The sequence below is a fragment of the Ramlibacter sp. Leaf400 genome, from assembly GCF_001424545.1.
Classification (GTDB): Bacteria; Pseudomonadota; Gammaproteobacteria; order Burkholderiales; family Burkholderiaceae_C; genus Ramlibacter.
Map to the genome: position 1 here is coordinate 290,279 of NZ_LMQL01000011.1, position 14,620 is coordinate 304,898.

A 14,620-nucleotide genomic window follows, 5' to 3' on the forward strand; every position below is an offset into this window, starting at 1 on the left:
TTGGCTGGATCACGTCGTCGATGGAGTCAATGTAGGGGGCCTGACCTGCGTCATGCACCGGCGCGCTTTGATGGCATCATTCAAAAAAACTGAACGCCCGTCGTCCCCGCGCAGGCGGGGACCCACCGCAGCGCGGCGGCGCTCAGCCCATCAGACACGGAAGCACTGGATTCCCGCCTCCGCGGGAATGACGACGAGAAGCATGCCCACCCCCCGCGAAGTCCTCACCCCCGAAGCGCTTTCGCTGCTGCAGACGGTGGCGCGCACCGGCAGCTTCGCCGGCGCGGCGCGCGAGATGGGGCTGGTGCCCAGCGCGGTCACCTACCGGGTGCGTCAGGTCGAGGACGCCCTGGACGCCCTGCTCTTCGACCGCGCCTCGCGCCAGGCGCGGCTCACCGAGGCCGGCGCCGAACTGCTGCGCGAAGGCGAGCGGCTGCTGGGGGAAGTTGACGCCGTGGCCAGCCGCGTGCGCCGCGTCGCCACCGGCTGGGAGTCTCAGCTCACGATCGCGGTGGATGCCATCGTCTCCTGCGGCACGGTGATGGAGCTGGCGCAGGCCTTCTTCGAGGTGGCGCCCCACACCCGGCTGCGGCTGCGCGACGAGGCGCTCTCCGGCACGCTGGCGGCGCTCACCAGCGGCGGCGCCGACCTGGCGCTGGGCGTGTCCATGGTGGAGCACGGCACGGCCAGCGGGCTGCACGCGCGGCCGCTCGAGGAGATCGGCTTCGTGTTCGCCGTCGCGCCGCACCACCCGGTGGCGGCGTTGCCCGAGCCGATCAGTGACGAGACCATGCAGAAGTACCGTGCGGTGGCGGTGGCCGACTCGGTGCAGCAGGGCACCGGCCTCACCCTGGGCCTGCTGGCCGGCCAGGAGGTCTTCACCGTGCCCACCATGGTCGCCAAGCTCGACGCGCAGCTGCGCGGCCTGGGCGCCGGCTTCCTGCCCGAGCCCATGGCCCGCCCCTACCTGGAGACGGGGCGGCTGGTGGCCAAGCAGGTGCAGCGGCCGCCGCGGCTGCTGCGTCCCAGCTACGCGTGGCGCGAAACCGGTCCGCTGGGCCCCGGCCGCGGGCTGCGCTGGTGGCTGCAGCAGCTGGAGAGCCCGGCCACCCGCCACGCCCTGTTGGACCGCCACACCAGCGCGCTGACGGGCTGATGCCACAATGCGCGCGATGCCCACCCCCCGCGCGACGAAGACTTCCACCCCCCGACGCTTCGCCGTCGTCGGCGCCGGCCTGGCCGGCATCAGCTGCGCCCGCACCCTGCGCGAGGCCGGCCACGAGGTGACGCTGCTGGAGCAGTCCGGCACCGTGGGCGGGCGCATGACCAGCCGCCAGAGCACTTTCGGCAGCTTCGACGCCGGCGCCCAGTACTTCACCGTGCGCGACACGCGCTTCCAGCAGGCGCTGGACACGGCGCCGCAGTCCTTCCGTCCCTGGAGCGCCAACGCCGTCCGCGTGCTGGACCCGCTCGGCCGGGTGGCCGAGGCCTCCTTGCCCAAGCCGGAGCGGCACTGGGTCGGCACGCCGTCCATGGATGCGCTGCCGCGCGAGTGGGCCGAACCGCTGAAGGCCGGCGGCCGGGTCGAGTTCGACACGCAGGTCGAGCGCATCGAGACCGACGCGCTCGACCCCAAGCGCTGGCAGTTGCGAACCAGCGGCGCCGGCGACGCGCTGCGGGTGCACCCCGGCTTCGACGCGGTGCTGCTCGCCATCCCGGCGCCGCAGGCCGCCGCCCTGCTGGAGCGCTCGCGCCTGGCGCCGGCCTTCGTGCAGAAGCTGCGCGCGGTCGACATCGCGCCCTGCTGGACGCTGATGCTGGCCTTCCCGCAGGCGGTGCAACCCGGCCTGCCGCACCTGGGCCCGCAGTGGAACGCCGCACTGAGCACGCACCACCGCATCGCCTGGCTGGCGCGCGAATCGTCCAAGCCGCAACGCGGCGCGGTCGAGCGCTGGACCGTGCAGGCCAGCCCCGCCTGGTCGACCGAGCACCTGGGCGACGACGAACAGCGCGTCGAGGCCAAGCTGCTCAAGGCCTTCGCCGAAGTGACCGGCATCCGCGCCCGGCCCAACCACACCGAGGTGCGGCGCTGGCGCCATGCCAAGACGCTGGCGCCGCTGGGCCAGTCGCACCTGTGGGACGCGCACATCGGCCTGGGCGCCTGCGGCGACTGGTGCCTGGGCCACCGCGTCGAGAACGCCTTCGTCTCGGGCCTGGAGCTGGCGCTGGCCGCGGCCTGAGTTCGCCAACCATGGGCGCGCCGTACCGCGGGCGCTTCGCGCCCTCGCCCACCGGTCCGTTGCATGCGGGATCGCTGGTGGCCGCGCTGGCCAGCTGGCTCGACGCGCGCCGGCACGGCGGCGTCTGGGGCGTGCGCATCGAGGACGTGGACACGCCGCGCTGCGTGCCCGGCGCCGATCGCCTGATCCTGGAGCAGCTCGCGCGCTGCGGGCTGGTGTCCGACGCGCCCCCGGTGTGGCAGTCCGCGCGCAGTGCCCTCTACCGCTCGGCGCTGGACCGGCTGGTGGCGCAAGGCCGGGCCTACCCCTGCGCCTGCTCGCGCAAGGACATCGAGCAGGCGCTGGCGGCCCAGGGCCGGCCCCGCGTGCGCGGCCAGGAGGCGCCCTACCCCGGCACCTGCCGCGACGGCCTGCACGGCCGGCCGGCGCGCGCCTGGCGCCTTCGCGTGCCGGACGGCGTGGTGCACTGGCAGGACCGCCGCCTGGGGCCACGGCAGCAGGACGTTTCGCACGAGGTCGGTGATTTCGTGCTGCTGCGCGCCGACGGCCTCTGGGCCTACCAGCTGGCCGTGGTGGTGGACGATGCCGACCAGGGCATCACGCACGTGGTGCGCGGCGAGGACCTGGCCGACAACACCGCGCGCCAGCTGCTGCTGCAGCGCGCGCTCGGGGTCGCCACGCCGTCCTACCTGCACGCGCCGCTGGTGCTGGGGGCCAACGGCGAGAAGCTGTCCAAGCAGAACGGCGCCCAGCCGCTGGACCTGGCCGAGCCGCTTCGGGCCCTGAACGAAGCCGCCGCGGTGCTCGGATTGCCGCCCCAGACGGGAGCCGTGGCCGCCGCCCTGGCCGCCTGGGTGGCCCGCTGGCCCTTTCTACAATCCAGGGGTGACTGAACCCGGCCCGCCTCCCGCCGCCGGCACGCCCGAAGGCGTCCCGCATCCCCGCACCATCCGCAGCTTCGTTCGCCGCGCCGGCCGCACGACGACCGGCCAGGCGCGCGCGTTCGAGCAATTGGGCCCGCGCTTCCTCGTGCCCTTCCAGCCCGTGCCGCTGGACCTCGCCGCCGCCTTCGGCCGCGACGCGCCCACCATCCTGGAGATCGGCTTCGGCATGGGCGAGGCCACGGCCCACATCGCCGGGCTGATGCCGCACAAGAATTTCCTGTGCTGCGAGGTGCACGAGCCGGGCGTCGGCGCGCTCCTCAAGCGCATCGGCGAACTCGGGCTGGAGAACATCCGCATCGTGCAGCACGACGCGGTGGAAGTGCTCGACCGCATGCTGCGTCCGGCGACGCTGGACGGCGTGCATGTCTTCTTCCCCGACCCCTGGCACAAGCTGCGCCACAACAAGCGCCGCCTGATCCAGCCGCCCCTGGTGGCCAGGATCGCGGACCGCCTGCGCCCCGGCGGCTACATCCACTGCGCCACCGACTGGGAGCCGTACGCGCTGCAGATGCTGCAGGTGCTGGGCGACGAGCCGCGGCTGCGCAATAGCGCCGAAGGCTTCGCGCCGCGGCCCGACTATCGCCCGCTGACCAAGTTCGAGAACCGCGGCCTGCGGCTCGGGCACGGCGTGTGGGACGTGGTGTTCACCCGCGCGTGACGCGCGGTGGCACCGGACTTGCAGAAAGAGACGAGGAGGATTCCGAGATGATGAAGAACGACCGCCGCCAGGCCCTGGGCGCCATGGGCGCGCTCGCCCTGCTGGCCGCCACCCCCTCGTGGGCGCAGGCGCGCCGCAGGATAGTGCTGGGCCAGTCGGTGCCGCTCACCGGCGCGGGCGACCAGATCGGCCTGGCCTTCGCGGCCGGCGCCAAGCTGTACTTCGACGCGTTCAACGGGGCGAAGAACAATCCGGGCTGGACCTTCGAACTGCGCCAGGTGGACGACGGCTACGACCCGGCCAGGGCCGCGGCCAACGCGAAGAAGCTGCTGGCCGACGGTGCCGACCTGCTGTTCGGCTTCGTGGGCACCGGCACCAGCGAAGCCGGCGCCGCGGTCGCTCGCGAGCAGGGCGCGCTGCTGTTCGCGCCCTTCGCCGCCTCCGACGCGCTGCGCGATCCGTCCGTCAACCACGTCTTCCACGTGCGCCCCAGCCTCGCGGACGAGGCCTTCAAGATGGTGCGGCACTGCGCCACCCTCGGCCAGAACCGCATCGCCGTGGTGGCCGAGGACGACGCCATGGGCCGGGCCGGCCTGGCCGCCGTCAACCAGGCGCTGCAGGAGTTGAAGCTGCCCCCGCTGGTGGGCTCGGCCATCGTGCCGGTCAACAGCGACCGGGTCGACGCCGCGGTGGCGCAGCTGGCCAAGGTGCAGCCGCACGCCATCATCCAGGTGTCGCTGTTCAGCACCACCGCCGCCTTCATCCGCAAGATGCGCAAGACCGGCTACGTGGGCGCGTTCATGAACTTCTCGGTGGTGGGCATCGATCCGCTCTTCGCCGCGCTGGGCAAGGAGATCAGCGGCGTGGTGGTCTCGCAGGTCGTGCCCTCGCCGCGCAGCTCGGCCACGCCCATCGTCAAGGAGTACCTGACGGCGATCGACAACTCGGACCAGACCGCCTCGTACGAGGGCCTGGAAGGCTTCATCGCGGCCAAGGCGCTGGGCGAGTCGGTGCGGCGTGCCGGTCGCAACGCCGACCGCGCCGCCCTGCAGAAGGCCATGGCCGGGATGGGCGACTACGACATCGGGGGCTTCCGCATCAACCTGCGCGCCGGCGTGCGCGATTCGGTGCGGACCATCGACCTGGTGACGATCACGGCCGACGGGAAAGTGGTGCGTTGAGCCGTCATTCCCGCGAAGGCGGGAATCCAGGGCTTCCGCCTCCAACCCGCATCCGCAGGCGCGCTGCGCTGGATTCCCGCCTCCGCGGGAATGACGAGATTCACCTGCATTCCCGCCTCCGCGGGAATGACGGGACTCACTCGAGCTTGCGGTCCTCGCGCTTGGCCTTCGCCATCGCCTCGGGCTCCAGTTCCTCGGCCGCGCGGTTCAGGCGGATGAACACGCCCCAGGAGGCCAGCAGCACGCCGGTGGCGGCCACCAGGGCGGCGGCGTAGGTCAGCTGGGACAAGTCCTCGCGGATGGCCTTGAAGGTGGCCACCAGGCCCTCGATGGCCAGGGCGACCACCACCACCACCAGGAATCGCGAGGTAAAGCGCCGCACGCGCGTCGGCGCGCTGATGTCCGCGCTGCGCACGATCTCCTCCTCGGCGATGGTCTGCGCGAACTGCAGCGCCACCACGGCGGCGGCCAGCAGCCCCAGCGCCTCGATCACCTCCTGCGCCGTGTCCTGGTCGAAGCCGGCATGGAGCGCGGACGAGGCCACGCCCAGCGAGGTCAGGATCAGGGCGATCGCGGCGCCCGTGAACATCAGGGCGATGATCGCGTGGATCGCCGAGAAGAAGCGGCCGATAAGGTGCATCACCAGGCCGAGGTTACCTCGGCGGGTGGCGCCGTGGGGCCGCCAGCGGGCACCGCCACCTCAACCGTCATTCCCGCGAAGGCGGCAATCCCGTGCTTTCAACTCGAACTCATCCAAGGCGCAAGCACTAGATCCCCGCCTGCGCGGGGATGACGGAAAGGCTCAGGCCTCCAGTTCCCGCGCCGAGATCTGGTAGCGGAAATCGTCCGGCGCGTACGAGTCGAAGCGCCCCTGCGCGTCCTCGGCCACCGGGTACATCAGGAACCCCAGGCGCCCATGGCGCGAGCCGGGCAGCACCACGTCGTGCGCGGTGTTGTAGGCGACCCAGTTGCCTTCCCAGCCGCCGTACAGGCCCTGGTACACCGGCGCCACGACGGGGTGGCGCACGGTCTTGATCCACTCGGGCGTCTCCTGCCGCATCACCTTGGCGACGTCGGCCGGGTCCATGGCCACCCAGCCGTGGGCCTGCAGGAACACCTCGGCGCGGCAATGCTGCGAAGCCTTCAGGTTGGCGGGGTTGCTGCCCAGTTCCTTGTAGCCGAAGGCCGAGGGCGCCAGCCGCAGGCCGTAGACGTCGCGCGCTGGCACGCCGGTCGAGCGGCACAGCCCGACGAACAGCGCGTTGATGTCCGCGCACTTGCCGCCCAGGTCGCCGTTCTCCAGCATGGTCTTGATGTCGCCTTCGCCGCAGCCGCGCACGCTGGGTTCGCGCCAGGAGTTGCCGACGACCCAGTCGTAGATGCGCCGCACCTTGTCGGCGTCGCTGCGCGCGTCGCCGACCACCTTGCGGGCGGTGTCGCGCACGATGCCGTCGGTGGGGATCAGCGCCGTGGGCCGCAGCGCATGCGCCAGCGTGGCGGCGTCCTCGCGTGCCGGTGCGCGCGCGGACCAGTCGACCGCGCGGTCGCGTGTCTGCACGCGGGTGGTGAGCTCCACGAAGGGCTGGGGGACCGAAGCATCGAAGGACACGCGCAGCATGCGCGCGCCGTCCACGCCGTCGGCCGCACGCTCGGCGCGGCCGTTGGTGCTGATGCGGCTCTCCAGCGAGCGCTGCCAGCCCGTGTCCACCGACGGGATCGGGATCCACACCTGCGACGCGCCCTGCGCCAGCGCCGGCTCGACGCGCTTGCTCACCTCGAAGGTCCGCCAGCCGGCCGGTTGCGGCGCGAAGCGGCGCTCCTGCGCCAGGGCGGAGAGAGGCGCCAGGGCCGACGCGGCGGCGGCCGCCGAGGTCGTCAGGAGGAAATCGCGTCGGTTGTTCATTGGGTCGTCATTCCCGCGAAGGCGGGAATCTTTGTTCGTCATTCCCGCGAAGGCGGGAATCTTTGTTCGACATTCCCGCGAAGGCGGGAATCCAGTGCTTCCGTGTTCGAAGCAATCAGCCCTGCCAGAGCCCCTCGACCAGGCGCCCCGCTTCCGCGCTGCTCCAGTCGTACTCGCCCCGCACCCGCCACTTCGCGCGCCCCTGCGCATCGAAGCCGAAGGTGGTGGGGAAGGTCTTCACGCCCCAGGCCGCCGCGCCCTCGCCCATCGCATCGAACAGCACGGGCCGGGCCCAGCCGGCGTCCTTCATGTAGCGCTGCACCGTGGCCGGCCGCTCCTTGAAGTTCACCAGCAGCAGCGACAGCTTGTCGCCGTAGAGCTCGGTCAGCTGCAGCAGCAGCGGCATCTCGGTACGGCAGGGCGGGCACCAGGTGGCCCAGAAGTTGACGACCGTGGCCCGTCCCGGCGTGGGGACCGCGGCCCGGGCGGCCTCGATGTCGGGCGCCTGGAACGCGGGCAGCGCGCCGGGCGAGCGCTCGATCTGCGCGGCCCGCGCCAGCGGCAGCGCGAGCGCCGCCGCGGCGCCCAGGACGACGCGCCGCCGCATCAGGCCCGGTCCGCCACCCATTGCTGCACCGACTTCAGCGCGCCGGGCAGCTTGCTCGCGTCGGTGCCGCCGGCCATGGCCATGTCGGGCTTGCCGCCGCCCTTGCCGCCGACCTGCTGCGCGACGAAGTTCACCAGCTCGCCGGCCTTGACCTGGCCCATGCGGTCCGCGGTCACGCCCGCGGCCAGCTGCACCTTGCCGCCGTCCACCGCCGCCAGCACGATGGCCGCGGTCTTGAGCTTGTCCTTGAGCTTGTCCATGGTGTCGCGCAGCGTCCTGGCATCCGCTCCCTGCAAGGTGGCGGCCAGCACCTTCATGCCCTTGACGTCCACCGCCTGGTTCACCAGCTCGTCGCCCTGCGAGGAGGCCAGCTTGCCCTTGAGCTGCGAGACTTCCTTTTCCAGCGAGCGCACCTGCTCCAGCACCTGGCCGATGCGGGCCTGCAGCTCGGGCACCGGCGCCTTGAGAGCGGCCGCGGCGCTCTGCACCGTCGACTCGACCTGCTGCAGGTAGGCCAGCGCGTTGGCGCCGGTCACCGCTTCCACGCGGCGCACGCCCGCGGCCACGCCGCCTTCGCTGACGATCTTGAACAGGCCGATGTCGCCGGTGCGCTGCACGTGGGTGCCGCCGCACAGCTCGCGGCTGGAGCCGATGTCCAGCACGCGCACCGAGTCGCCGTACTTCTCGCCGAACAGCATCACCGCGCCGGTGGCCTTGGCCGCCTCGATCTCCATGGTTCGGGCCTGCGTGGGCTGGTTCTCCAGGATCTCGGCGTTGACGCGGCGCTCGATCTCGCGCACCTGGTCCTCGCTGACCGGCGTGTTGTGCGTGAAGTCGAAGCGCGTCTTGTCGGCGTCGACCAGCGAGCCCTTCTGCTGCACGTGCGTGCCCAGCACCTCGCGCAGGGCCTTGTGCATCAGGTGGGTCACGCTGTGGTTGCGCATGGTGGACTGGCGGCGCGCGACGTCGACCCGCGCCAGCACCTTGTCACCGACCTTCAGTTTTCCCTGCGTGAGGGCGCCATGGTGGCCGTACACGTCGGCCTTGATCTTCTGCGTGTCCTCCACGCCGAACTGCAGGCCCTCGGCCGCGAGCACGCCGCAGTCGCCCACCTGGCCGCCGCTCTCGGCGTAGAACGGCGTGGTGTCCAGCACCACGACGCCGACGTCGCCCTCGGCCAGTTCCTGCGCCGGCGTGCCGTCCTTGTAGAGGGCCACCACCGTGGCGGGCTCCTCCAGCTTCTCGTAGCCGGTGAAGGGATGGCCCGAGCCGGTGTACTCCAGCATCCGGTCCATCTTGAACTTGCCGGCGGCGCGGCCGGCGGCCTTCTGCTTGTCCATGGCGGCGTCGAAGCCGGCCGCGTCCACCGTCACGCCGCGCTCGCGGCAGACGTCCTGCGTCAGGTCGAGCGGGAAGCCGTAGGTGTCGTGCAGCTTGAACGCCACCTCGCCCGGCAGGACCTTGGCGCCTTCCGGCAGGGCGGCGTCCAGGATCTCCATGCCGTTTTCCAGCGTCTCGAAGAAGCGCTCCTCCTCGGCCTTGAGCACCTCGGTGATGCGCTTTTCCTCGGCCTTCAGGCGCGGGTAGGCGGCGCCCATCAGCTGGACCAGGTCGGGCACCATCTTGTGGAAGAAGGGCTGCTTGCGCCCCAGCTTGTAGCCGTGGCGGATGCCGCGGCGGATGATGCGGCGCTGCACGTAGCCGCGGCCTTCGTTGCTGGGGATCACGCCGTCGCTCACCAGGAAGGCGGTGGCGCGGATGTGGTCGGCGATCACGCGCAGCGACGGGGTCTCCAGGTCCTGGATGCCGGTCTCGCGCGCGGCGGCCCGGATCAGCGTGTCGAACAGGTCGATCTCGTAGTTGCTGTGCACATGCTGCAGCACGGCGGCCAGGCGCTCCAGGCCCATGCCGGTGTCCACGCAGGGCGCGGGCAGGTTCTTCACGCTGCCGTCGGGCTGCATGTCGAACTGCATGAACACGTGGTTCCAGATCTCGATGTAGCGGTCGCCGTCGGCGTCGGGCGATCCGGGCGGGCCGCCCGCGACCTCCGGGCCGTGGTCGTAGAAGATCTCCGAGCAGGGGCCGCAGGGGCCGGTGTCGGCCATCATCCAGAAGTTGTCGCTGGCGTAGCGCGCGCCCTTGTTGTCGCCGATGCGAACCACGCGCTCGGCGGGCAGGCCGATCTCCTTGGTCCAGATGTCGTAGGCCTCGTCGTCCTCTTCGTACACCGTGGCCCAGAGGCGCTCCCTGGGCAGCTTGTAGACCTCGGTCAGCAACTCCCAGCCCCACTTCAGCGACTCGCGCTTGAAGTAGTCGCCGAAGCTCCAGTTGCCCAGCATCTCGAAGAAGGTGTGGTGCCGCGCCGTGTAGCCCACGTTCTCCAGGTCGTTGTGCTTGCCGCCGGCGCGCAGGCACGCCTGCACCGAGGCCGCGCGCACGTACGGGCGCTTGTCGGAGCCCAGGAACACGTCCTTGAACTGCACCATGCCCGAGTTGGTGAACATCAGGGTGGGGTCGTTGCCCGGCACGAGCGGGCTGGACTCGACCACCGTGTGGCCCTTGCTGGCGAAGAAGTCCAGGAAGGTCTTGCGGATTTCGGCGACGGTGGCGTGCGGCTTCTGGGTCATGGTGCGGGGGGCCGGCGAAAGGGCCCGGCGGGGGCTGGGTGCCGGGGGCGCAGGCTGCGCTCGGCGAAGCCGCCGATTATAGGTTTCGGGCCCTTTTGCTCCCCTGCGGCGGGGTTCAGAATCCTTTCACTGCGCCCGGGACCGCGGGCGCCTTCCTCCCGGAGACGACGATGGACATGAAGACTTCGCCCCTGGCCGCCCTGAACGACGCCACCCTGCTCAAGACCGACGCCCTGATCGACGGCCGCTGGCTCAAGGGCCCCGCCCGCTTCGACGTGAACGACCCCGCCACCGGCCGCAAGCTGGCCGATGTCGCCAACCTGGGCCCCGGGGAGGCCGAGCAGGCCATCGCCGCCGCCAACGCCGCCTGGCCAGCCTGGCGCGGCAAGACCGGCAAGGAGCGCAGCATCCTGCTTCGCAAGTGGTTCGACCTGCTGATGGCCAACCAGGAGGACCTGGGCCGCCTGATGACCGCCGAGCAGGGCAAGCCCTTCGCCGAGGCCAAGGGCGAGGTGGCCTACGGCGCCAGCTTCGTGGAGTGGTTCGCCGAGGAGGCCAAGCGGGTCAACGGCGAAACCCTGCCGCCCTTCGACAACAACCGGCGCCTGATGGTGATCCGCCAGCCGATCGGCGTGTGCGCGGCCATCACGCCCTGGAACTTCCCGCTGGCCATGATCACGCGCAAGGTCGCGCCGGCGCTGGCGGCCGGCTGCCCGGTGGTGATCAAGCCGGCCGAGCTGACGCCGCTCACCGCCCTGGCCGCCGCCGAGCTGGCCGTGCGCGCCGGCATCCCGGCGGGCGTGCTCAACGTGCTCACGGCCGACGGCGCCAACAGCATCGCCGTCGGCAAGGTGTTCTGCGCCAGCGACACGGTGCGCCACATCAGCTTCACCGGCTCCACCGAGGTCGGCCGCATCCTGATGGCGCAGAGCGCGCCCACGGTCAAGAAGCTGAGCCTGGAGCTGGGCGGCAACGCGCCCTTCATCGTGTTCGACGACGCCGACATCGATTCGGCGGTGGAAGGCGCCATCGCCAGCAAGTACCGCAACGCCGGCCAGACCTGCGTTTGCGCCAACCGCCTCTACGTCCAGGACGGCGTGTACGACGCCTTCGTCGAGAAGTTCGCGGCCAAGGTCCGGGCGATGAAGGTCGGCAACGGCTTCGAGGACGGCGTGGTGCAGGGCCCGCTGATCGAGCCGGCCGCGCTGGACAAGGTGCAGCGCCACGTGGACGACGCCAGGGCCAAGGGCGGCAAGGTCGTGGTGGGCGGCTCCAAACTGCAAGGCCAGTTCTTCCAGCCGACGGTGATCTCGGAGGCGAAGGGCGACATGCTCTGCGCCAAGGAGGAGACGTTCGGGCCGCTGGCGCCGGTGTTCCGGTTCAAGACGGAGCAGGAAGCCATCGAGGCGGCCAACAACACCGAGTTCGGCCTGGCCAGCTACTTCTACAGCCGCGACGTGGGCCGCATCTTCCGCGTGGGCGAAGCGCTGGAGTACGGCATGGTGGGCATCAACGTCGGGATCATCGCCACGGAGCACGTGCCCTTCGGTGGGGTGAAGCAGTCGGGGCTGGGGCGCGAGGGGTCGCACCACGGGATGGACGAGTACCTGGAGATCAAGTACCTCTGCCTGGGGGACGTGCTGAAGTAGGCACGCCGCCCGCGGAAGCCGCGACCGTCATCCCCGCGAAGGCGGGGATCCAGGGCTTCCCTCACACAGGCGCAGAAAGGCGGAAGCACTGGATTCCCGCCTCCGCGGGAATGACGAGTAGCGGCGGCTGAGGCTCGAGTGCCTCAGCCGTTTTCGGTCGCCCCACCGTCGCGGAGCCCCCTCCTACACCAGTCGCTGTCCTGCGCCGACCTCGCCCCGTGCGGCCGAGGAACAAATTGCAGCGCATCCCCTACACCGGAGTTCATCCCATGCCCACCGCCGTATCAGACTGGAGCGCAGCGATGATGACGTCGTTGGCCGCTGCCCTGGCCATGTTCCTGTCGGCCATTCCCAAGATCATCGGTTTCGCCGTCATCCTCGTGGTCGGCTGGCTGCTCTCCTCGCTGGTCGAGAAGGGCGTGGCCGCGGTCCTTCGCGCCGTGCGCTTCAACGACCTGGCGGTCAAGTCCGGGTTCGCGGGCTTCGTGAGCAAGATGAACGCCGGCCCGCAGCCCGCCGGCGCGCACGGACGCTCGCAGGCGATCGACTCCGCGGGAATGATCGGCCTGGTGGCCAAGTGGTTCGTCCGCCTGATCGCGGCGGTGGTGGCGTTCGACGCGCTGGGCCTGCCCGCGGTGTCGGAAGTGCTGCGCGAGCTGCTCCTGTGGCTGCCCAACGTGGTCGTGGCGCTGGTGGTGCTGGTGATCGGTGGCCTGGCCGCCCGTGCGCTGAGCAACCTGGTGCGGGGCGCGGCCGGCGAGGCGGGCCTGTCCAACGCCAACCTGCTGGCCAAGATCGCCTCGGCGCTGGTGTGGGCCTTCGCCATCGTCGTCGCGGTCAACCAGATCGGCATCGCGACCGAGCTGGTCAACACGCTGTTCATGGCCTTCGTCGGCGCCATCGCGCTGGGCCTGGGCCTGGCCTTCGGCCTGGGCGGCCGCGAGACGGCCGGCCAGATCCTGAGCAAGTGGTACGCGAAGGCGCAGGAGAAGGGCCCGCAGCTGGCCCACGCGGTCGAGGCGGGCAGCGACATGGCGCGCCAGCAGGCGGCCAGCGTGACGGGCAGTCAATCGGCCGCAAGCTCGGCCGGCAGCTACCAGGGCGCCAGCGTCGCCGGCGGCTACCAGGGTGGCGCCCCGTCCGGCGGCGGCTACGCGGGCGGTGCGGCCAGCGGCGGCGCCTACCCGGGCCCGGGCGGCGGCAGCGCTGGCGGTGCACGCCCGGCCGGCGCCGGCCCGCAGTACCCCACCGACGGTGGCCCGCGCACCGGCACGGCACGGCCGCAGGACAGCCGCGACCCGATGTCCCCCACGCCTTCGACGCCCCGGCAGCGGACCGAGACCTGAAGAAGGCCGGCATCGACCGGCGCAACGGCAAAAACGGCGCCCCAGGGCGCCGCTATCACATCCGGCCCGGGGGCGGATCAGGCTTTTCCGTAGGCATGCCAACGCTACACTGCCGGGCTTCGGCGCGCCGGGTCGCGCGCCAAGCAGAACGAACAGTGCCAAGATGGATTTGTCGGATCAGTCTTTCCACCACCTGATCGGTCTCGTCTACGACGCCGTCGAGAACCCCCAGCACTGGCGCCGCGTCTACGAGCAACTGCAGCAGGCCATCGGCGTCAAGTCGGTCCACATGCTGGCCCTGGACAAGCGCCATGGCACCCTCTCGTACAGCGACGGCGCCAACCTCCCGGTGCAGGGCGAGCTGGCGTACATGCAGCACTACCGGACCCTGGACCCACGCCTGCCGGTGATCCTGGAGCGCGGCCCGGGCGACTGGACCCACTGCCACGAGATCCTGGACGAATCGGTGGTGGCCACCCACCCGTTCTACCAGGAGTTCCTGCTGCCCTACGACCGCCGCTACATGAGCGGCACCAAGCTGGTCGACACGGGCGAGGCCACCGTCGTCCTGGCCACGCTGAGCAGCCAGTCGCAGGGCCCGCTGACGGGCGAGGCGCTGGCGTTCATGGACCGGCTGATGCCGCACCTGCAGCGCGCCTGCCGCATCGGCCTGCAGAACTTCGTGTATTCGAGCCAGGCGCTGGTGGGCCACATGCTGGTGAACAAGCTGCGCCAGCCGGTGATCCTGATGACGGCGGACGGCCACGTGATGCACACCAACGAGTCCGCGCGCGACCTGCTGCACGACACGCGGCTGGTGACGATCGAGGACGGCCGGCTGCGCCTGCCCCAGCCCCACCTCGAGCAGTTGCTCCAGGGCTGCGCCGACCTGGAGCAGGTGCGCAAGACGGCGCAGTCCGATGCCACCGAAGCCGCCGACGCGGCGCACCAGCCCTCGGGCTCGAAGTTCCGGTCGCTGCGCATCACCGAGGGCACGCGCCGCGCGGGCGATGCGCTCTATGCCTTCTACAGCATGCTGTCGCCCGGCAGCGTGATGGGCACCTTCGGGCTGCGGCCCGTGGTGATGCTGCTCTTCTACCACCCGTCGTCCGCGCCGCCGGTGGACACGGGCCTGCTGTACGCGGTGTTCGGCCTCACGCCCGCCGAGTGCCGCATCGCCACCCTGCTGGCCGAAGGCCTGTCGCTCAAGCAGATCGCGGACGCGCAGGGCACGCAGCACGAGACCGTGCGCAAGCAGCTGCAGTCGATCTACCAGAAGACGTCGACCAATCGACAGCCGGAGCTGGTTCGGCTGCTGCTGCACCTGCCGCACAACGCGGTCTACGAGTGATCCCTGCGGACCTCGTCTACGCCCAAATGGGTGACCCGCTGCTGCACTTGATCCACGAGGCCGTGCAGGAATCGCGGCTCGGACCCCGGTACCCCAAATGGGGGATGGCTGAGT

The 14,620-nt window shown here is 71.1% G+C and carries 12 protein-coding genes; 8 read left to right on the top strand and 4 right to left on the bottom strand.

The genetic code is table 11. The annotated features are described in order from the left end of the window. Positions 1-202 precede the first annotated feature (202 nt). Genes ASG30_RS15005 through ASG30_RS15025 form a run of 5 tightly spaced genes read left to right on the top strand, consistent with a single transcriptional unit; the run spans position 203 to position 5,023 of the window. Positions 203-1,156: a LysR family transcriptional regulator gene (locus ASG30_RS15005; protein WP_055898259.1), complete on the top strand. Its 954-nt coding sequence runs from the start codon at positions 203-205 to the stop codon at positions 1,154-1,156. A gap of 16 nt (positions 1,157-1,172) precedes the next feature. Further along, positions 1,173-2,240, top strand: coding sequence for an NAD(P)/FAD-dependent oxidoreductase (locus ASG30_RS15010; protein WP_235579809.1), 1,068 nt, complete (start codon positions 1,173-1,175; stop codon positions 2,238-2,240). An 11-nt stretch (positions 2,241-2,251) separates the two neighbouring features. Beyond that, entirely contained in the window at positions 2,252-3,133 is an 882-nt protein-coding gene (gene gluQRS, locus ASG30_RS15015) for a tRNA glutamyl-Q(34) synthetase GluQRS (protein ID WP_055898264.1), read from the top strand. Beyond that, complete coding sequence (gene trmB, locus ASG30_RS15020) at positions 3,126-3,842, top strand: tRNA (guanosine(46)-N7)-methyltransferase TrmB (protein WP_055898266.1); 717 nt, start codon at positions 3,126-3,128, stop codon at positions 3,840-3,842. Before gluQRS ends, trmB begins: the two co-directional genes overlap by 8 nt. Positions 3,843-3,889: 47 nt before the next feature. Then, positions 3,890-5,023, top strand: a complete 1,134-nt coding sequence (locus ASG30_RS15025) for an ABC transporter substrate-binding protein (protein ID WP_327212928.1) — start codon at positions 3,890-3,892, stop codon at positions 5,021-5,023. A gap of 136 nt (positions 5,024-5,159) precedes the next feature. Here ASG30_RS15025 and ASG30_RS15030 read toward each other — a convergent pair whose 3' ends face one another. From ASG30_RS15030 to alaS, 4 genes are all read right to left on the bottom strand, one after another. Next, positions 5,160-5,663 (bottom strand): hypothetical protein, encoded by a 504-nt coding sequence (locus tag ASG30_RS15030; protein ID WP_055898272.1) that lies wholly within the window; start codon positions 5,661-5,663, stop codon positions 5,160-5,162. A gap of 162 nt (positions 5,664-5,825) precedes the next feature. Next, entirely contained in the window at positions 5,826-6,926 is a 1,101-nt protein-coding gene (locus ASG30_RS15035; protein ID WP_055898275.1) for a transglutaminase-like domain-containing protein, read from the bottom strand. A gap of 115 nt (positions 6,927-7,041) precedes the next feature. Continuing rightward, positions 7,042-7,533: a TlpA family protein disulfide reductase gene (locus ASG30_RS15040; protein ID WP_162243741.1), complete on the bottom strand. Its 492-nt coding sequence runs from the start codon at positions 7,531-7,533 to the stop codon at positions 7,042-7,044. After that, positions 7,533-10,160: an alanine--tRNA ligase gene (gene alaS / locus ASG30_RS15045; protein ID WP_055898278.1), complete on the bottom strand. Its 2,628-nt coding sequence runs from the start codon at positions 10,158-10,160 to the stop codon at positions 7,533-7,535. Before alaS ends, ASG30_RS15040 begins: the two co-directional genes overlap by 1 nt. A 170-nt stretch (positions 10,161-10,330) precedes the next feature. On the opposite strand from alaS, the gene ASG30_RS15050 reads away from it, so the two are divergent. The 3 genes from ASG30_RS15050 to ASG30_RS15060 all read left to right on the top strand — a co-directional run bounded on the left by ASG30_RS15050 (position 10,331) and on the right by ASG30_RS15060 (position 14,506). Next, positions 10,331-11,809 carry an NAD-dependent succinate-semialdehyde dehydrogenase gene (locus tag ASG30_RS15050; protein ID WP_055898282.1) on the top strand — a complete coding sequence of 493 codons (1,479 nt, stop codon included), beginning with the start codon at positions 10,331-10,333 and terminating at the stop codon, positions 11,807-11,809. A 302-nt stretch (positions 11,810-12,111) separates the two neighbouring features. Next, positions 12,112-13,155 (top strand): mechanosensitive ion channel family protein, encoded by a 1,044-nt coding sequence (locus ASG30_RS15055; protein WP_235579811.1) that lies wholly within the window; start codon positions 12,112-12,114, stop codon positions 13,153-13,155. A 163-nt stretch (positions 13,156-13,318) separates the two neighbouring features. Then, a complete protein-coding gene (locus tag ASG30_RS15060) occupies positions 13,319-14,506 on the top strand; it encodes a helix-turn-helix transcriptional regulator (protein WP_055898285.1) in 1,188 nt (395 codons plus the stop codon). Positions 14,507-14,620: the final 114 nt, after the last annotated feature.